19 protein-coding genes and 2 tRNA genes are annotated in these 19,649 nt (G+C 33.3%); 10 read left to right on the top strand and 11 right to left on the bottom strand.

Annotation, left to right across the window (positions count from 1 at the left end; genetic code table 11):
- Nucleotides 1-25: 25 nt before the first annotated feature.
- A complete protein-coding gene (locus HB672_RS04550) occupies nt 26-730 on the bottom strand; it encodes a queuosine precursor transporter (protein WP_167608448.1) in 705 nt (234 codons plus the stop codon).
- Nucleotides 731-802: 72 nt separating this feature from the next.
- On the opposite strand from HB672_RS04550, the gene folK reads away from it, so the two are divergent.
- Both folK and HB672_RS04560 read left to right on the top strand, forming a co-directional pair.
- Complete coding sequence (gene folK, locus HB672_RS04555; protein WP_167608450.1) at nt 803-1,939, top strand: 2-amino-4-hydroxy-6-hydroxymethyldihydropteridine diphosphokinase; 1,137 nt, start codon at nt 803-805, stop codon at nt 1,937-1,939.
- Nucleotides 1,929-2,408, top strand: coding sequence for a GyrI-like domain-containing protein (locus HB672_RS04560; RefSeq protein ID WP_167608453.1), 480 nt, complete (start codon nt 1,929-1,931; stop codon nt 2,406-2,408). Before folK ends, HB672_RS04560 begins: the two co-directional genes overlap by 11 nt.
- On the opposite strand, the gene HB672_RS04565 is transcribed toward HB672_RS04560, so the two are convergent.
- Nucleotides 2,401-2,928 carry an RNA methyltransferase gene (locus HB672_RS04565; protein WP_167608456.1) on the bottom strand — a complete coding sequence of 176 codons (528 nt, stop codon included), beginning with the start codon at nt 2,926-2,928 and terminating at the stop codon, nt 2,401-2,403. The two genes, HB672_RS04560 and HB672_RS04565, sit on opposite strands and share 8 nt — an antisense overlap.
- Before the next feature lie 208 nt (nt 2,929-3,136).
- On the opposite strand from HB672_RS04565, the gene mutS reads away from it, so the two are divergent.
- From mutS to HB672_RS04580, 3 genes are all read left to right on the top strand, one after another.
- Nucleotides 3,137-5,746, top strand: a complete 2,610-nt coding sequence (mutS, locus tag HB672_RS04570; protein ID WP_167608460.1) for a DNA mismatch repair protein MutS — start codon at nt 3,137-3,139, stop codon at nt 5,744-5,746.
- Between the two features lie 83 nt (nt 5,747-5,829).
- Nucleotides 5,830-5,901 (top strand) — tRNA-Gly (locus HB672_RS04575).
- Nucleotides 5,902-5,931: 30 nt separating this feature from the next.
- A tRNA-Leu gene (locus HB672_RS04580) sits at nt 5,932-6,015 on the top strand.
- A gap of 59 nt (nt 6,016-6,074) precedes the next feature.
- On the opposite strand, the gene HB672_RS04585 is transcribed toward HB672_RS04580, so the two are convergent.
- The 5 genes from HB672_RS04585 to HB672_RS04605 form a co-directional block, all read right to left on the bottom strand.
- Complete coding sequence (locus tag HB672_RS04585; RefSeq protein WP_167608463.1) at nt 6,075-6,476, bottom strand: hypothetical protein; 402 nt, start codon at nt 6,474-6,476, stop codon at nt 6,075-6,077.
- A 130-nt stretch (nt 6,477-6,606) separates the two neighbouring features.
- Complete coding sequence (locus HB672_RS04590; RefSeq protein ID WP_167608466.1) at nt 6,607-6,903, bottom strand: hypothetical protein; 297 nt, start codon at nt 6,901-6,903, stop codon at nt 6,607-6,609.
- 139 nt (nt 6,904-7,042) lie between these two features.
- Nucleotides 7,043-8,779 carry a M14 family metallopeptidase gene (locus tag HB672_RS04595; protein ID WP_167608469.1) on the bottom strand — a complete coding sequence of 579 codons (1,737 nt, stop codon included), beginning with the start codon at nt 8,777-8,779 and terminating at the stop codon, nt 7,043-7,045.
- Nucleotides 8,780-8,785: 6 nt separating this feature from the next.
- On the bottom strand, nt 8,786-10,414 hold the full coding sequence (locus HB672_RS04600; RefSeq protein ID WP_244306574.1) for a M14 family metallopeptidase: 1,629 nt from the start codon (nt 10,412-10,414) through the stop codon (nt 8,786-8,788).
- A gap of 100 nt (nt 10,415-10,514) precedes the next feature.
- The gene (locus tag HB672_RS04605; protein WP_167608472.1) at nt 10,515-11,777 is read right to left on the bottom strand and encodes a glycosyltransferase N-terminal domain-containing protein; all 1,263 of its coding nucleotides are present in this window, start codon (nt 11,775-11,777) and stop codon (nt 10,515-10,517) included.
- Nucleotides 11,778-11,852: 75 nt separating this feature from the next.
- Between HB672_RS04605 and HB672_RS04610 the strand changes: the two genes are divergently transcribed.
- The 4 genes from HB672_RS04610 to HB672_RS04625 all read left to right on the top strand — a co-directional run bounded on the left by HB672_RS04610 (nt 11,853) and on the right by HB672_RS04625 (nt 15,713).
- Nucleotides 11,853-13,007 (top strand): DegT/DnrJ/EryC1/StrS family aminotransferase, encoded by a 1,155-nt coding sequence (locus HB672_RS04610; RefSeq protein ID WP_167608475.1) that lies wholly within the window; start codon nt 11,853-11,855, stop codon nt 13,005-13,007.
- Nucleotides 13,000-14,025 (top strand): UDP-glucose 4-epimerase GalE, encoded by a 1,026-nt coding sequence (gene galE, locus HB672_RS04615; protein WP_167608478.1) that lies wholly within the window; start codon nt 13,000-13,002, stop codon nt 14,023-14,025. The genes HB672_RS04610 and galE overlap by 8 nt, the downstream gene beginning before the upstream one ends.
- Nucleotides 14,026-14,064: 39 nt before the next feature.
- Nucleotides 14,065-15,342, top strand: coding sequence for an amidohydrolase family protein (locus HB672_RS04620; protein WP_167608482.1), 1,278 nt, complete (start codon nt 14,065-14,067; stop codon nt 15,340-15,342).
- Between the two features lie 179 nt (nt 15,343-15,521).
- Nucleotides 15,522-15,713, top strand: coding sequence for a hypothetical protein (locus HB672_RS04625; protein WP_167608485.1), 192 nt, complete (start codon nt 15,522-15,524; stop codon nt 15,711-15,713).
- 38 nt (nt 15,714-15,751) lie between these two features.
- On the opposite strand, the gene lspA is transcribed toward HB672_RS04625, so the two are convergent.
- From lspA to HB672_RS04645, 4 genes are all read right to left on the bottom strand, one after another.
- On the bottom strand, nt 15,752-16,249 hold the full coding sequence (gene lspA / locus HB672_RS04630; protein ID WP_167608488.1) for a signal peptidase II: 498 nt from the start codon (nt 16,247-16,249) through the stop codon (nt 15,752-15,754).
- Between the two features lie 4 nt (nt 16,250-16,253).
- Complete coding sequence (gene fabD, locus HB672_RS04635) at nt 16,254-17,141, bottom strand: ACP S-malonyltransferase (protein WP_167608491.1); 888 nt, start codon at nt 17,139-17,141, stop codon at nt 16,254-16,256.
- A 38-nt stretch (nt 17,142-17,179) separates the two neighbouring features.
- Nucleotides 17,180-17,569 carry a DoxX family protein gene (locus tag HB672_RS04640; RefSeq protein WP_167608494.1) on the bottom strand — a complete coding sequence of 130 codons (390 nt, stop codon included), beginning with the start codon at nt 17,567-17,569 and terminating at the stop codon, nt 17,180-17,182.
- Between the two features lie 66 nt (nt 17,570-17,635).
- Entirely contained in the window at nt 17,636-19,189 is a 1,554-nt protein-coding gene (locus tag HB672_RS04645; RefSeq protein WP_167608497.1) for an FAD-dependent protein, read from the bottom strand.
- Between the two features lie 51 nt (nt 19,190-19,240).
- Between HB672_RS04645 and HB672_RS04650 the strand changes: the two genes are divergently transcribed.
- A complete protein-coding gene (locus HB672_RS04650) occupies nt 19,241-19,630 on the top strand; it encodes an SRPBCC domain-containing protein (RefSeq protein ID WP_167608500.1) in 390 nt (129 codons plus the stop codon).
- The last annotated feature ends 19 nt before the right edge of the window (nt 19,631-19,649 follow it).

A 19,649-nucleotide genomic window follows, 5' to 3' on the forward strand; every position in this document is an offset into this window, starting at 1 on the left:
TTAGAAAATAAGTCTTAAAGAACTATTAAAGGAGTGAAATTTCTTCGTTTACTTTTAGATTGAAACGTTTTCTAAATAGATACACACCTAAATACAAGAAAGGTGTGTCAAATGCAGCAACCATCACTTTGAATAGGAAACCACTAATTAATAAGCCTTTAAAGCTTTCCCATGGCAAGACTTCAAAAGTGCATAATAAAGTAAGGATGGAAAAGGTGTCAATGAATTGCGAAAACCAAGTGGAAAAATTATTTCGCAGCCATAAATGCTTGCCTTTGGTTAGGCGTTTCCAAAAGTGATAAATTTGAATATCGATAAACTGAGCAAATAAATAGGCAGTCATGCTTGCAAATACTGCAATGGCTGATTGCCCAAAAACTTTAGTGAATAAGGCATCATCTACTGGAGAATTATTTATTGCAGGAACATTATCTGCCACCAGAATTATTAGAAGCGAAAAGATGGATGCAAAAATCCCAGTAACTACTACTTGGTTGGCGCTCTTTTTGCCATAAATTTCACTTATTAAATCCGTGATTAAAAAGGTAATTGGGTAGGGCAAAATACCTACTGAGATTTCAAAAAGACTCGCACCAAAAATTTCCATATCAAAAGGATACCAATAAAAAAACTTTTGAAAAATTAAGTTTGAAACCACTAAAGACGTAATAAACAAAGCTCCTAGTAGCATGTAAATACGTTGGGCTAGAAGTTTGTCTTTTAGTGTCATTTAAAATTGTGAATAAATACGCTATGTAAATATAAACTAATAAATTTTCTTTTAGTTAATTTGCCATTGCTTATGAACCAACCACAGCAAGTATATATATCATTAGGAAGTAACGAAGGCGATAGATTTAAAAATCTACAAGATGCCATTGACCTTATTCATTTAAAAATCGGGACTGTTAAAATTATATCTAAAGTGTATAACACACCTGCTTTTGGTTTTGATGGAGACGATTTTTATAATGCTTGCCTTCATGTATCAACCTATTTGAAGCCAAAAAAGGTAATGCAAGAATTGTTGTCGATTGAGAAAAGTTTAGGCAGAATTAGAAGCAGTAAAAAAGGTTACCAAGCACGAACAATTGATTTAGATATTTTGCTAATTGATGATGAAGTAATCAACACAAAAACGCTTAAAGTGCCTCATCCTGAAATGTATAAAAGGCGTTTTGTATTACGTCCTTTAAACAACATTGCTCCAAAAGTTGAGCATCCAAAACTTAATAAGTCTGCAAGTTTACTTTTAGAAGTATGTGAGGATGTTAGTGAATTGGAAGGCATTAATATTTGGCTTAAGAATCCAAGTAAAGTATTTAATTTTTCTAAGCATAACTATATTGCTATTGAAGGGAATATTGGTGCAGGAAAAACAAGTTTGGCAACAAAAATATCACAAGATTTTAATGCTAAATTGGTATTAGAACGTTTTGCAGATAATGCCTTTTTACCAAAATTTTATAAAGAACCACAGCGTTATGCTTTTGCATTAGAAATGTCTTTTTTGGCTGATAGATACCAACAAATAAGTGACGATTTATCACAACTGGATTTGTTTAAAGATTTTATTGTAAGTGATTATGATGTGTTTAAGTCGCTTATTTTTTCTAAAATCACCTTACCAGAAGATGAATTTAACCTATACCGAAAGCTATTCTATTTAATGTATAAAGACATTGCAAAGCCAGACTTATATGTCTATTTATATCAGAATACAGAGCGTTTACAAGCAAATATTAAAAAGCGAGGACGCGATTACGAGCAGAATATTGAAGACGATTATTTAGAAAAAATTAATGCGGGTTATTTAGAATTTCTGAAAAATCAAACGGAGATTAAAGTCAAGATTATTGATATTTCTGATGTAGATTTTATTAAAAATAGAGCAGACTATTTATGGTTACTAAACCAAATTTGTGAAGATGACGCATAGAATTATTCAATCACCTGAAATTTTAATTGTTGGCATGAAAGCAACAATGTCTTTCAGCAACATTAGCGAAGAAACGGGTAAGTTAGCAAGACAGTTTATGTCTAGACTGAAAGAGATTAGAGGTCGAGTAGATGACAATACTTTGTCGCTTCAAAACTATGATGATTTTGATTATACCAAAGTATCACCAACCATGACTTTCGAAAAATGGGTTGGTGTTGAAGTTGATAACTTAAATGATGTTCCAGAAGGAATGGAAACGCTTACTATTAATTCAGGCAGATATTTGGTAATTGATTTTAAAGGTTCTATACAAGAGTTTGTGAAAAACTGGAATTATCTACATTCGCAATGGTTGCCAAATTCTGAGTATGAATTAGACAACAGGCCGCATTTTGAAAAACTAAGTCCAAGTTACAGTCCAATGAACGCTGTTAATCAAGAAGAGATTTGGATTCCTGTTATTTAAGTTTACAAAACAAATCCCAAATTACAACACCAGCACTTACAGAGATATTTAACGAATGTTTTGTACCATATTGTGGAATTTCAATTACCACATCACTAGTATCAACAACCTCTTGTTGAACACCTTTCACTTCATTGCCAAAAACAATCGCGTATCTTGTTTCTTTATCAGGCGTAAAGTCATTAAGCATTGTGGCGTTTTCGGCTTGTTCGATTGATATAATTTTAATGTTTTTTGTTTTTAATTTTTCAACTAGCGTTAACGTATCTTCAACATATTCCCAATCAACAGTTTCGGTACTTCCCAATGCTGTTTTATGAATATCCTTATGAGGTGGTTTGGCAGTAATACCGCATAAATATATTTTCTCTATTAAAAACGCATCACTTGTTCTAAAGACACTTCCAATATTGTTGAGACTTCTAATGTTGTCTAAAATCATAATTAGAGGCGTTTTCTTAGATTCTTTGAATTTCTCAATGGACAATCTATCTAGTTCGCTATTTTTTAGTTTTCGCATCAAAATTTTTTTTTGTCATGCTGAGCGCAGTCGAAGCATCTTTTTAGTGAAGATTCTTTACCTTGTTCAAAATGGTTATCAACTGTTGTTAAAATCTCCTAATAATTGTAAATAACTTATAATGTTAAGCCTTCACTAAACATGAAATATTAGTTACATTAGCATTCTTACAATCTTTGCAAAAGTAACATTTAAAAATCACTTAAAATTGGCTAAAAAAGCAAAAAAGGTAACACCATTAATGAAACAATACAATGCCATAAAGGTAAAGTATCCTGATGCGTTGTTGCTTTTTAGAGTTGGTGATTTTTATGAAACATTTGGTAGTGACGCTGTAAAAGCATCCAAGATATTAGACATCATTTTAACCAAGCGTGGTGCAGGAAGTGAAAGTGAAACCGAACTTGCTGGATTCCCACACCATTCATTAAATACCTATTTACCAAAATTGGTAAAGGCTGGTGAGCGTGTTGCTATTTGTGACCAACTAGAAGACCCAAAGCAAACTAAAACCATTGTAAAGCGAGGTGTGACAGAACTGGTCACTCCTGGAGTTGCCTTAAATGATGAGGTGTTAAACTCAAAATCTAACAACTTTTTAGCATCGGTATATTTTGGTAAATATATTGGCGTGTCGTTTTTGGATGTCTCTACTGGAGAGTTTTTAACTTCTCAAGGGAATGCTGAATATATAGATAAACTGCTTCAAAATTTTAATCCAAGTGAGGTCTTAATTGAAAAGCAAAAACGCACAGCATTTTCTGAAACATTTGGCAACGATTTTCACACATTTTATTTAGAAGATTGGGTATTTCAAGATGATTATGCCAACGAGACATTGAATAATCATTTTCAAACAAAGTCATTAAAGGGGTTTGGTATTGAAGATTTATACGAAGGCATTGTTGCATCTGGTGCTATCATGCATTATTTAGGAGAAACACAACATCACAAATTACAGCATATTACATCCATTCAACGAATAGCCGAAGATGCCTATGTGTGGATGGATAAGTTCACCATTAGAAATCTTGAATTATATCATTCTACAAATGCAAATGCAGTTACATTAATTAACGTTATTGATAAAACCATTTCTCCAATGGGAGGAAGAATGCTCAAACGATGGTTGGCATTGCCTTTAAAGAATGCCAAGAAAATTAAGAGCAGACATGAAGTGATACAGTATTTGCTTGACAATGAAGCCGTATTACATAAAGTACAGCATCAGATAAAGCATATAGGAGATATTGAGCGTTTAATATCTAAAATAGCGACAGGAAAAGTGAATCCTAGAGAGGTTATTCAGCTTAAAAATTCTTTAGAAGCGATTGTTCCAATAAAAGCCTTGGCAAGCAATTGTAATAATGAAGCGCTAAAAGTTATTGGAGATAATATCCAGAACTGTGAAGTCTTAAGAGAAAAAATAAAGGAAACCTTAAATGAGGATGCTCCAGTAAATATATTAAAGGGGAATTCTATTTCATCTGATTTTTCTTCTGAATTGAAAGAACTAAGAGCATTGGCTTTTTCTGGGAAAGATTACTTAGATAAAATGCTAGAAAGAGAGAGCGAACTCACAGGTATTACCTCTTTAAAAATTGCCTCTAATAATGTATTTGGATATTACATTGAAGTAAGAAACACTCATAAAGATAAAGTTCCAGAAACTTGGATTCGAAAACAAACTTTGGTAAATGCAGAGCGTTATATTACTGAAGAGCTTAAAGAATATGAAGCTAAAATTCTTGGAGCCGAAGAGCGTATTTTAGCCATAGAACAGCAGCTATTTGCTGAGTTAGTAGGCTGGATGAACCAATACATTAAACCAGTACAACAAAACGCCAGTTTAATTGGTCAATTAGATTGTTTATGTGGTTTTACGCAATTGGCAAAAGAAAATAATTATGTGTATCCAACAATGGATGAATCGTTCGATTTGGATATTAAAAATGGACGCCATCCAGTTATTGAAAAACAATTGCCAATAGGCGAGCCTTATATTGCTAACGATTTATTTTTAGATAGAACTTCACAACAAATCATTATGATAACTGGACCTAACATGTCTGGTAAATCAGCTATTTTACGTCAAACTGCATTAATAGTTCTATTAGCACAAATAGGAAGTTTTGTATCAGCAGATTCAGCTAGAATAGGTTTAGTAGATAAAATATTTACTAGAGTAGGAGCCAGTGATAATATTTCTATGGGAGAATCAACCTTCATGGTTGAAATGAATGAAACTGCGTCTATTTTAAATAACATTTCTGAGCGTAGTTTGGTATTGTTAGATGAAATTGGTCGAGGAACAAGTACTTATGATGGTATTTCTATAGCTTGGGCAATTAGTGAATACTTACATGAGCATCCAAGTAAAGCTAAAACGCTTTTTGCGACGCATTATCATGAGCTTAATGAAATGACCGAAACCTTTGAACGCATTAAAAATTATAATGTGTCTATTAAAGAGTTAAAGGATAATGTCTTGTTTTTAAGAAAATTGGTTGAAGGTGGAAGTCAGCATAGTTTTGGTATTCATGTTGCAAAAATGGCAGGCATGCCACAACAAGTGATTCATAGAGCCAATAAAATATTAAAGCAATTAGAAAAGTCACATTCAAGTGAAGAGCTAACAGATAAAGTTAAGTCCCTAAATGATGAAATGCAGTTAAGCTTTTTTAATTTGGATGACCCTCTTCTTGAGGAGATTAAGGATGAGATTTTGCATATAGATATCAATACCTTAACACCTGTTGAAGCTTTAATGAAGCTCAATGAAATTAAGCGAATGTTGCAAAAAAAGAAAAGAGCATAAAAATTATAAAAAAGCCTTTGCTATTATTAGAATTGTTTTAAATTTGCATCCGCAATCATTGGATTGCACGTTCTTTAAAAACTGCGAAAGTAGCTCAGGGGTAGAGCATCACCTTGCCAAGGTGAGGGTCGCGGGTTCAAATCCCGTCTTTCGCTCTGAAGACTTTCTTTAAAATATACCAAGATGCTGAAGTGGTGGAATTGGTAGACACGTTGGACTTAAAATCCAATGAACATTAGTTCGTGCGGGTTCAAGTCCCGCCTTCAGTACAAAAGCCTTTATCGAAAGATAAAGGCTTTTTTTGTAAAATTTGAACTTAAAATAGGTCCTAGTTTTTTATCATATCAGCTGCTTTGTCAGCATCTTTTTTAGCGTCTTCCATCGCATTTTTTGCTTTTTCAACAGATTCTTTTGAAAGAGCTTTTAGTTCTTCAAGAGCCTTTTTAGCTTCTTCAACTTTTTTGTCAGCTGCTATCTTAGCGTCACCAACAGCATTTTTTGCAGCTTCTTGAGCTTCCATTAATGCTTTTTCCGCATTAGCAACTAGTTCGCTACCTGCTTCTTTAGCTTTAGTTACAGCATCTTCAGTGTTTTCTACAATCTCTTTAGTGTTTTCCACAACCTCAGTCATAGTTTCTTCAACTTCTTCTGAAGCTTTTTTGTCTTTACAAGATGTAAATGTTAAGCTTAATGCTAAAACAAATGCAGTACTTAAAATCAATTTTTTCATTTTTAGTGAATTTTAGTGTTTAAATTAGTTTTTATGAATTATAAATAGTTGTATTAGAGATAATATATTTCCAATAACTACACTATTTACGAATGAAATATGGATTTGGATGTTTATAAATAAAAAAGTTTTACAGTTTAGGAAGGTCTTCTTTATTTTTAATCTTATTGATTTTTGTATTCATACCCTCTAGCCATTTAAAATGTTCTTTAATTTTTAAACGTCTTTCCTCAACGGTTTGAAATTTTTCTTCTCTTAACTTTTGTAGCTCAAGTTTTTTGGCTTCTCTAAGGGCTAACTTTTGAAGTTTTAGCTTTTCTCGCTTTTTTTCTCGGCGAGCTTCAATGATTTCAGGCATCCAAGAATATAAATACATAGCTCCGAAAAAAAGAGCCATAGCGAGAATCATTTTTAAACCATCTGCCATATTCTAGAAAGTTAGTAAACATGTTTTGCCACAGATTTTATACTTCTAATGTCAATTATGTTTACTTAAATATATAAAAAAAAGCTCTAAACATTTTATTTAGAGCTTTATAATTTTTAGTAGAAACTAAATTAGAGCATTATTTATTTGATACAACACCTCCTTTTTCACTGTCTACAATAATAGTATAATTGGAATTTCCTTTAATAATCCAACGTACTTTAACAATGCTATTTCCAGGAATATTAGCAACTTCTATTGTTTCAGGATTCATTTTTTGTTCTTCTGTGAATCCAAAATCCTCATTAGTAACAATCATTCCTGCGACTACTTTTGCACCTTTTATGGAGATGTAATCTGGTCTAGTAATCTTATACTTTAAATCTTGACTTGCATGAGTTGGCATTAATCGTTCATTTTTAATGTATGCTGTAACTTCAGTTAAACCACCACCTAATTTTTTCTCTTTAACAGAGTCAACACTCAAGAGAGGCATGTGAAATGCATGATAAAATGTAAACGCCATATTACGATGTAATTCTTCTTCTAGCATAAAACCAGGAGTTGCACGACCAATATTCTTTCTAAAACCACCAATTTCAATCTCTCCATAGGTTGGATGATTGTAAGGTTTCCAATCGGTAAATGCATCACCCATTAATAAATCTTTTTCAAAATTATACATTTGGTTAGGGTCTCTTTCTTTTGTTTTATAATAAGCAAAAGAGCTAAATATTTCGTTGGTGAAAGTGTAAATACCCCGTCCACCGTAAAACCAATCTAATTCACCACCAAACACAGAATATAAATCTTTATAAACTACCATATAACGGTATCCAGGCATCATTTTTTCACCTTTTTTTCCAATAGCATCATATATAGCAATATCAGCTCTATTATAAGTTGATAGATCTTCTTCTGCGCCTGGACCTCTTAAAATCATACCTCCAGAGTTATGAAAACTTTGGGCTCCTGCAATATTTGGATGCTTCAATACAAAATCTGCAACAGCTCTTGTTTCTGGGGCCGAAAAAGGGTATTTATAGGCTCCACCTTGAATATAATCTGGTTGCCATTTCCAAGCCCAATCTCTATTTGGGTCGTAATAACCTGGACGATCTTCATTTACACGACCATCACCATCATTATCAATACCTTCAGATCCTAAAAATTCATAGCGTTGAGCAGTAACTACATCATCTGGTCCAATTTCAATCATCATTCTTGGGTCTTTAGGATCTACAATCATATTCCCATTCGGATTTTTTCGACGCATTCTTGTAACCGAACCATCACCATCTAAATCTTCAAGACCATCTTCATCAAATAAACCGTCTCTGTCGTCGTCTAAAGGAATCATTCCAGCTCTAGGACTGCTTCCAGTGTTAGCAGCTTTCATATAATTGTTTCTTGCATCTGGATTGATTGTTGGAACAATGTAGAATATGCGGTCGTTAAGCATGTTTGTGATGTAGTCAATATCTCCAAAATTTTCGGTTAAATACCAAGCCGTATAAGTGCTTATTTCGGCACCTTGAATTTCGTTTGAGTGTATGTTACCATCAATATAAAACCCTGGTTTTCTATCGGCATCACCTACTTTGTAATTGGTAATTGCCATCATCCAAATGTCTCTACCTTCGGTAGATTTTCCAATAGATTCTCTTTTAACAAGATTGGGATGCGCATCAGCAATTTTTTTGCTTATGGCAGCTAAACCTTCTGCTGTGTAATATTTATTAAAAGAAATTTGAACTTTTGGATTATGAGGTGAGCCTGCTGCTCTATAAATGTCTTCGGTTTTTTGTGCTAATATTGCTAATGGAAACATCATTGAAAGCAATACTACTTGTAATATATATTTGTGTGATTTCATGATATCTTATTTTAAGTTGATGGTTGTTGAGTCTGTTCCTGTGTGTGAAGCACCTGCTTGAATTGTTAAGGAGCCTTTTCCTTTAATTAACCATGTTAATTCTTTAGAGCTGTCACCATCAATACTATTTATAAGCTGCACTTTTCTTCCAGAAATAACTTCTTGATTGCTATTCAATTTTAAGTCAACTTTTATGCGCCTTAACCATCGTGAACGTTTACCCATTTCGGTGTGTGTTGGTAACAATCCTTTGTTGTGAATGTTAAGTGTAACTCTAGTAAGTCCGTTATCTACTTTTTCGGTAGTGACGTTTTCTATAGAGATATTTGGTTGCATTTTAGTGACTTCTACAACAAAATCTGTATGTTTTTTACTTATCTCATCTACCATACTATATGGAGGGTTGGTCATTACAAAAGGTGCAATACCACCAACTTCAACTTTTTTATTTGGAAAATCAGGATGACTTACTTCTTTCCAATCTACGAAGTAGTTTGATAGACCTTCTTGTTCTGCCCACTGTAAAAAATTAGCTTTATAATTCTTTTTGGCTTTTACTGTAGAATCGCCTTTAAATTTTGGTGCCCACCAACCTGGAGTACTCATGGCTAATTTTCCAAAATGGAAGTACGACCATTCAAAAAAGCCACCATCTTTTCCTTTAGCAGGAGGCGCTCCTTTAGTGTCAGTGATTTTAGAATATTTTTCTGAAAGAAATTTGTTTAATGCTTCATCATCTTTTAAAATACTGGTAACAACTCTTTTTTTGGCATTTGCTGCATTATACTTTAACGGATTTGATAGATTATTTGTTGGTCCCAAAGTAAGTATGGCATATATATTCCATTGTTCGTAAAGAAAATCTAGAAGAGCTCGATGTTCTTTTTCAGACACAGAATGCTCACCAGCACCTGGTTTAAAATAAGGGTAGTTATAACTAAGGTTTTTATTAAAATGAACGCCACCTTCTCCATCTTCATTATAATTTCCGTCTTTGTCATTGTCAATTCCTTCACTAAAAACTTTATAAGTGCCTAATTCGCCTTCTTTAGCATTAGCCTTAGACATGATTCTTTCATCTTCTTTCAGTTTTATGTAATCTCCAGTAACGTCTTCAACTCTAATCATGGTAATTAACCCATCATTGTTTAAGTCTTCAAAACCGTCTTCATTTATACGACCATCTCTATCATCATCTGTTTTTTTAGCATTACCAAGTTTATGATATTTAAGTTTTGAGAAATATTGCTCAGATGCATTAGGACTCATGTTTGGAAAAATATAAAACGTGGTATTATCTAATATTTCTTTATGATTGTTTAAAATGTTTTCGGCAATATTAACAGCCATGTCTCTGCTTAATAACAAACTACCGTCAACACCACCAACAATAGCTATAGCGGGATTATTTTCAGGGTTTCCTTTAAATAGAGTTAAAGCCCAAATATCATGTCCTCCAACAGTTTTTGTTAGAGACTGTAATTTTACATTGGCTGCATGTTTACTTTTAATTTGTTTGAGTGCATTGGTTAACTCGTTATTGGTTCTGTAATCTGATTGCGCAAAAGTGTTTACAGAAACGAGACACATACATATCCAAAATAGTTTGAATATGGGTTGGTTGGTTTTAAACATAATGTGTGTGAATTTAGTTTATGATTATGAATTACCCTATGAATAAGGTATCTAACAAACCTATTTGATATTTATATATAATCCAAACAAATTAAAGGCTTTAACGTTTGTTTAAGTAGCTCATAATTTGTTTTACTGCACCTCTGTTTTTAGAAATATAGTCAGCATTAAGTTGACCAGATTTTATTCTAAAACCAGCATCATTTATCAATTCATTTAAGATTACATCAAACTTTTCTTGAGTTTTAATACTAAACATGCCTTTATTAGAAATCATTGATTTGGCTTCGGGAAATTTATTATGATTATACCCAATAATAATTGGAACGCCAAACACAGCAGGTTCTAGAGTGTTGTGCAACCCAGTAGAACCCATTGCGCCACCTACATAGGCAATATCAGCATAACTATATATTTTTGATAGCAGACCAATAGTATTAACAATAAGCACTTTTACTTTTGCTAAATCAGCAGTGTCTTTTTCAGAATAAAGTATGGTTCCTTTATTAAGTTTACTCTTTAAGCTCGAAATTTGACCACTTTTTATGTTGTGTGGTGCAATAATATATTTGGTTTTTGAGCTATCATTGTTAATAAAATCAATTAGTAACGCCTCATCTTCTGGCCAAGTGCTACCAGCTACCACACATAGATTATCTTGCTTGAAGGTTTCAACAAAATGGAATTTATTATTGATGTTTAATTGATTTGAAACCCTATCAAAACGTGTGTCACCAGAAACTGTTACTTCATTATAGTCAATTTGCTTAAGCAATTCCTTAGACTCTTCATTTTGAACAAAAATATGATTGAAAGCAAACAACGCTTTTTGCATCCATTTTCCAGTAGGTTTAAAAAAGCTCTGATTTTTTCTAAATAATGCAGAAATCAACACTGCTTTTATCTGTCTTTTTTTAATTTCTAAAAGATAGTTGGGCCAAATTTCATACTTTACAAAAACCACTAATTCTGGATGGACTAAATCAAGAAATTGTTTTGCATTTTGTTTTGTGTCTAAAGGTAAATAGACCACACAATCTGCAATAGGTGCATTTTTTCGTATTTCATAACCAGAAGGAGAAAAAAATGACAGCACAATTTTATGGTTAGGATGTGAAGCTTTAATCTCTTCAAAAACTGGAAGTCCTTGCTCGTATTCGCCCAAGGAAGCGCAATGAAACCAAATTACGTTATCTGCAATAGTAATATTATCTTTTAAAACAGCAAAGGTTTTTGCTCTACCTTTTACACCAAGTTTTATCTTATTATTAAAAATGGCTGCTATTTTTATGTGGAAAGCTGCAATATGAGTTAATATGTTGTAAAGTCCTTTCAAAGTAATTTCTATAAAGCTAAAATACATTCTTTAATCTAAAATACATTCGCAAAAACCTATGAATTTTGTATTTTCGCTATCTAAGAAATTCAAATTCTACTGATGAAAAAAATACAAATGGTAGACCTTAAAGGTCAGTATGAAGAAATTAAAGAAACGGTTAATTCTTCAGTATTAGAAGTTATAGATTCTACAGCTTTTATTAATGGACCAAAGGTTCATGAATTTCAAAAACATTTAGAAGATTATTTAGGCGTAAAACATGTTATTCCTTGTGGCAATGGTACAGATGCGTTGCAAATAGCCATGATGGGGTTAGGTTTAAAACCAGGAGATGAGGTTATAACTGCCGACTTTACCTTTGCAGCAACTGTTGAGGTTATTGCATTATTAGGCTTAACACCAGTTTTGGTTGATGTTGAACCAGATACTTTTAATATAGATATTGAAGCAATAAAAAAGGCTATTACACCTAATACTAAGGCGATTGTACCTGTGCATTTATTTGGGCAATGTGCCAATATGGATGCTATTATGGCAATTGCAAAAGAGCACAACCTTTATGTTATAGAAGATAATGCGCAAGCAATTGGAGCAACTTACACCTCGAAAGATGGAACAAAACAGAAAGCAGGAACCATTGGTCATGTGGCTTCTACATCATTTTTCCCATCTAAAAACTTAGGTTGTTATGGTGATGGTGGTGCTATTTTTACTAATGATGATGATTTAGCTCATACTATTAGAGGTATTGTAAACCATGGAATGTATAGACGCTATTATCATGATGTAGTTGGCGTAAATTCTAGATTAGATTCTATTCAGGCTGCTGTTTTGAATACAAAACTCCCAAAACTCAACTCTTATAATAAAGCAAGACAAGATGCTTCAAGAAAGTATAATGATGCTTTTAAAGGTGTAAAAAACATTATCACTCCAGTAACAAAACAATCTTGTGATTCTATATGCGCCGATTGTGATTGCCATGTATTTCATCAGTACACTTTAAAAATAACAAATGGTAAACGAGACGCACTTGTTGAGCATTTAAATAGTAATAACATTCCTTGTGGTGTGTATTACCCTGTGCCACTGCATAGTCAAAAAGCGTATCAGGATTCAAGATATAATGATGAAGACTTTACTGTAACAAATCAGCTTATAAAGGAAGTGATTTCATTGCCAATGCATACAGAGTTAGATGATGAACAAATAGCATTTATAACTACTACAGTAATAAACTTTGTAAATGGCTAAAATACTTGTAACAGGAGGTTTAGGGTTTATAGGTTCTCATACAGTTGTAGAACTACAAAACGAAGGGTTTGAAGTGGTTATTATTGATAATTTATCAAACTCTTCAGAAGATGTTTTAGATAGAATTACTTCAATAACAGGCATAAAACCTCTTTTTGAAAAACTTGATTTAAAGGAAAAATCTAAAGTTCAATCTTTTTTTGAAAAGCATAGCGATATACAAGGCGTTATTCATTTTGCAGCAAGCAAAGCCGTTGGAGAAAGTGTAGAAAACCCACTTTTATATTACGAAAACAATATAAACACCTTGGTTTACGTACTTCAAGAAATGCAACAGCTTGAAACAGCTAACTTTATTTTCAGCTCCTCTTGCACAGTTTATGGACAAGCAGATGTTATGCCTATAACTGAAGATGCACCTGTAAAAAAAGCCGAGTCACCTTATGGAAATACTAAACAGATAGGAGAGGAGATTATTCAAGATGTATGTAATATAAATAGTGATTTTAATGGTATAGCTTTGCGTTATTTTAATCCTATTGGTGCACACGAAGGTGCAAAAATTGGGGAATTACCAATTGGAGTACCTCAAAACTTAGTGCCTTTTATTACTCAAACAGCCATTGGTTTAAGAGAACAGTTATCTGTTTTTGGTGATGATTATCCTACACATGATGGTACTTGTATTAGAGATTATATTCATGTGGTAGATTTAGCAAAAGCACATGTTGTTGCGCTTCAAAGATTGTTAGTTAAGAAAAACACTTCCAATTATGAAACTTTCAATATTGGCACAGGAAAGGGCAGTAGTGTGTTGGATGTTATAAAATCTTTTCAAAAAGTTTCTGGACAAAAGCTCAACTATAAAATAGCTGATAGAAGAGCAGGTGATGTTATTGAAGCCTATGCAAATACCGAAAAAGCCAATAATATTTTAGGATGGAAGTCACAATCTAGTTTGGATGATGCTTTAGCCTCTGCATGGAAGTGGGAACAGAACATTCGAAAAAATTCCTAACTTAGAGGTTTATTAATACAAACTTCTAACCAACCAATTATGAAGAACATATTTTTTTTATTAGCAGTATTACTGTCTTTCAGTATTACAGCACAAAACACCTATTTACATTGCGGAAAATTAATAGATACTAAAACTGGAAAAGTTCTAGAAAATAAAACGGTTGTAGTGTCTGGCAACAAAATACAATCGATATTAAACGGATTTGTTAATCCTAAAAGCGAAGACGATAAAGTAATCGATTTAAAAAGCAAAACCGTTATGCCTGGACTTATCGATATGCACGTACATATTGAAGGTGAATCTAGCCCAAGCAGATATATGGATGCATTTACTAAGAACGATGCAGATGTAGCTTTTGGATCTCTTAAATATGCAAAAAAAACACTTATGGCTGGCTTTACAACCATTAGAGATTTAGGTGGAAGCGGTGTTAATATTTCGTTACGGAATGCTATTAATAGCGGCGAAATTAAGGGTCCTAGAATTTTTACCGCCGGAAAGGCAATAGGTACAACTGGAGGGCATGCAGATCCAACCAACGGATTACGAAAAGATTTAATGGGAAATCCTGGACCAAAAGAAGGTGTAGTAAATAGTGTTGATGATGCAAAAAAAGCAGTAAGACAACGCTATAAAGATGGTGCAGATAATATTAAAATAACTGCTACAGGAGGTGTTTTGAGTATGGCTAAAAATGGTCAAAACCCGCAATTTACGCTTGAAGAAATACAAGCTATAACTCAAACGGCTAAAGATTATGGAATGATAATCGCAGCCCATGCACATGGTGACGAAGGAATGCAACGTGCAGTAATTGGAGGTGTCACTACCATTGAACATGGAACTTTGATGAGTGAAGAAACTATGGACTTAATGATAAAGCATGGTACCTATTATGTGCCGACAATTATTGCAGGAAAAAAAGTAGTTGAAAAAGCAAAAATTGAAGGCTATTTCCCAGCAATTATAGTTCCTAAGGCTTTAGAAATTGGTCCTAAAATTCAAGCTACTTTTGGAAAAGCTTATAAAAAAGGTGTTAAAATAGCTTTTGGTACAGATGCAGGTGTTTTTAATCATGGAGAAAATGGGGAAGAATTTGGTTATATGGTTGAAGCAGGAATGCCAGCAATTGAAGCCATTCAATCAGCAACTATTACAAATGCTAAAGTGTTAGGAATGGATAATGAACTTGGGCAGATATCAGATGGTTTTTTAGCAGATATCATTGCTACTGATGACGACCCAACAACAAATATTAATACCATGACAAACGTAGTTTTTGTTATGAAAGAAGGTAAAATCTATAAAAAATAGGCGAATAGTAATTTAAAATTTGTTAAAGATTATTGCTTTTTATTGTCAAAATCACAGCTATTGACTAATATAGCTATTGATATCATATTTAACACATTGATTAACAATGATTTAATATTTTAAATTAGGAGTTAGTCTTTAGCTTACGTTTCTTTGTAGCTAATGATAAATGATTTACAATGAAATTGATTAGTATTAAAAGAGAAACAAAACTTGAAGACAGGTACACCCCTAAGATGGGTTTACTACATGCAAAAGTTACTTACATTAAGAAACAATTTCTAAGTATTCCTTACAAAACACTTCACAAATACCGTGAAACTTATTACGGTGAAGTTAAAGACTGCGAAGATTGTGTTTTAGCAAGATAAAAAAAAAGAGCCTCTAATATGGAGGCTCTTTTTTTTATTTAAGCATTTATTTTATCTTTTTTACGTTGTTTTAAGCTTGACCAAAGAATTAATATCATTCCAGTGGTAACAGATAAATCGGCGATATTAAAAATGCCTGTTCTTACAAAACCTAAATCAATAAAAAGAAAATCGGTTACTGAACCATAGATAAACCTATCAAAAACATTGGCAATACCACCTCCGACAACACACGAAAAACCTATTATTGACAGTTTATCCATTTGTTTTTCTTTAAACATATAATATAAGACAAATAGTAGTACTGCTGCAGGAATAATTAATAGAACAAAGAATTTTAATGTCGGATTTAAGTCACTTCCCATTCCTAAAAAAGCACCTTCATTTTCAACATTCCTTAAAGTAAGATAGTCACCAATTATAGGAGAACTACTGTAAGGCTCTACCATAGCTCTAACCCAAAATTTTGAAATTTGGTCTGCTGCAATATTTGCAATAACCAATAGAATAATTGATACGTTACGAGATATATTCATTCAATTAAGCTTCTAAAGTCGCAGATGCTGTTTCGGCGTCACGATGTATTTTCTTTACTAACCCTTGCAATACTTTTCCTGGACCTACTTCAGTAAAATGTGTAGCTCCATCAGCAATCATTTGTTGTACAGATTGCGTCCATCTCACAGGTGCTGTTAATTGTGAAATTAAATTCGCCTTTATCTCATTTTCATCTGTTACTGCACTAGCAGTTACATTTTGATAAATAGGACAATTAGGTTTGCTAAAGGTTGTGTTTTCAATGGCTGCTGCCAATTCTTCACGAGCGGGCTCCATCATTGGAGAGTGAAATGCACCACCAACTGGTAATACCAAAGCACGTCTTGCGCCTTCTTCTTTTAAAGCCTCACAAGCTCTATTAACAGCATCAATCTCACCTGAAATTACTAACTGCCCTGGACAATTATAGTTAGCAGCCACCACAACACCATCGGTTGTAGCGCATATTTTTTCAACGACATCATCTTCCAAACCTAAAACGGCAGCCATAGTACTTGGTTGAATTTCGCAGGCTTTTTGCATAGCTAAAGCGCGTTGAGAAACTAGTTTTAAACCATCTTCAAAAGTTAAAGCACCAGCCGCTACCAATGCAGAAAATTCGCCTAACGAATGTCCTGCAACCATATCTGGTTTAAAATTATCTCCTAAGGTTTTTGCTAAAATTACAGAGTGTAAAAAAATGGCTGGTTGCGTGACTTTGGTTTCTTTTAAATCTTCAGCCGATCCTTCAAACATGATGTCTGTAATTGGAAATCCTAAAATAGTATTGGCTTTTTCAAATAACTCTTGCGCTAATGGAGAGTTTTCGTATAAGTCTAAACCCATTCCTGAAAATTGGGCTCCTTGACCTGGAAAAATATATGCGTTCATGTGTTTTATTTTGAGTTGCAAAAATAAGAATTATAATATTATTTATTTTCAGATTTTTTAAAACTAGAAGCAAGGTAAAGAAAGATTATAGCATTAAAGGCAATTGTTAATGCATCATCAACACTCGTTCCAAAAGTGATTCTTGTAATAAGTGCACCAACCATTACAACAAATAATATAATGCCTCCAAGATGTCTAGTTTTTGGGATGATTAAAAGTAATGCACCTAGTGTTTCGAAAACACCGATTAATGTTCTAAACCAATCGGGATAACCCCATTTTATAAAAGCGTTAGTCCAAAACCCTTCAGGATCTAGTTTTTGAAGGCCATGATACCCTAATCTATAAGCAAACCATAATGAGATTAGCCATAATAATATAGGTTGGATTTTTGTAATAAAATCTCGAAATGCATTTAAATATTTCATGATATTTGGATTGGTTTGCAGAACATCAAATTATAAAATATTAATTCTAAAAATGTGAATAAAAACTTAAATATTAGTTGCTGCTTCCGCACAACGTTCACCATCCATTGCTGCCGATACTATTCCTCCAGCATAGCCACCACCTTCACCACATGGAAATAAGTTATGTATGTCTGGATGATGTAATTTTTCATTTCTTGGAATACTTACTGGAGAAGATGTTCTGGATTCTACACCAACAACATTGGCTTCGGCTGTGTAATAACCTTTCATTTTCTGTCCAAATACAGCAAAGCCTTTTCTTAAGTTACTTCCAATTAATTTTGGTAATAACGAATGTAATGGTGCCGATTTTAATCCTGGTTGATACGAAGTTGAATTTAAATCTCGAGATAAATTTCCTTCAACAAAATCGGTGAGTCTTTGTGCTGGAGCTGTCTGTGTCCTTCCACCTGAAGTAAAGGCTAATCGTTCTAAATTCTTTTGGTACTCGAGACCTTTTAAAGCGCCAAATTGTTCATATTTTGGAAGGTCTTTATCAATATTTATTTCTACAACAATGCCTGAGTTGGCAAATTCGTTGTTTCGTTTTGAAGGCGACATACCGTTAACAACCACTTCACCATTGGCCGTAGCAGCTGGCACAATAAAACCACCAGGACACATGCAAAACGAATATACGCCTCTATCATTTACTTGTTGCACTAAACTGTAAGCAGCAGCAGGAAGTAATTCATCTCTTTTACCTAAGCAATGATATTGTATAGAATCTATAATATGTTGCGGATGCTCCACACGAACTCCCATAGCAAACGATTTTGCCTCTAGTGCAATGCTTTTTTTATCTAATAAATAAAAAATATCTCTTGCTGAATGTCCCGTTGCTAGAATCACTTTTTCGGTCGTAAATTCTTTACCGTTTTGTAATTGAATGGCCTGTATGGTATTATCTTTAATAATAAAATCAGTAACACGGCTTTCAAAATGAATTTCACCACCATATTTTAAAATAGTTTCTCTAATATTTTGGACCACTTTTGGCAATTTGTTTGTGCCAATATGTGGGTGTGCATCAATTAAAATTTGCTCTGTGGCTCCATGAAATACTAAATTTTCAAAAATGCGTCTTACATCACCACGTTTTAAACTTCGGGTATATAATTTGCCATCACTATAAGTTCCTGCACCACCTTCTCCAAAACAGTAATTGGAATCTTCATTCACAAAATGGTCTTGATTAATAGCTTTTAAATCACGACGCCTGTCCTGTACATTCTTTCCTCGTTCTAAAACTATTGGTTTATACCCTAACTCAATGCAGCGTAAAGCAGCATACATGCCTGCTGGACCAAAGCCAATAATATGAATAGGTTTAGCTTTCGATACATCTTTGTAATCAAATTGATATTCGGAAGTTTCTGGTAATGGTTCTTTTATAAAAACAGTAACTTTATAATTGAACATGATTTTAGGCTTTCTGGCATCAATGGATTTTCTAAGAATTTTAATGCCAGAAATATCACGACGTGGTATATCTAGAAATTCGGCAGATTTCTTTAGCAGAATATCTTTAATTCTTTCTTCTTTTAAAGAAATGCGAAGCTGAATGTCTTTTACCATAGCACAAAATTAGGTATATTTAGTAAGTTTAAAAGATAATTAAGAATAAAGATGGAGTTTACATTAACTACAACCATAAAAGCGACTGCAAAGCAAATTTATAAATCTTGGTTAAGTACTCAAGGACATACAAAAATGACAGGAGGTGTTGCCTTTGTGTCTGATAAAGTTGGCGACAAATTCACAGCTTGGGAAGATTATATTACAGGCGAAAATTTAGTGTTAGAACCTTACTACAGAATTGTACAATCATGGCGAAGCAAAAATTTTGAAGACCATGAACCAGATTCTCAAATAGAAATCACATTATCAGAAAACGAAGATGACACCACTCTAACTTTAAAGCATAGCACTGTGCCAGAATCTGGAGAGCATTATAAAAAAGGTTGGGAGGAGCATTATTTTATGCCAATGAAACGTTATTTTGAAGTTTTGAAGTAGGATTTTCGAAAGTAGGCTA

This window comes from Gaetbulibacter sp. S0825 (assembly GCF_011777505.1).
Taxonomy (GTDB): domain Bacteria; phylum Bacteroidota; class Bacteroidia; order Flavobacteriales; family Flavobacteriaceae; genus Pontimicrobium.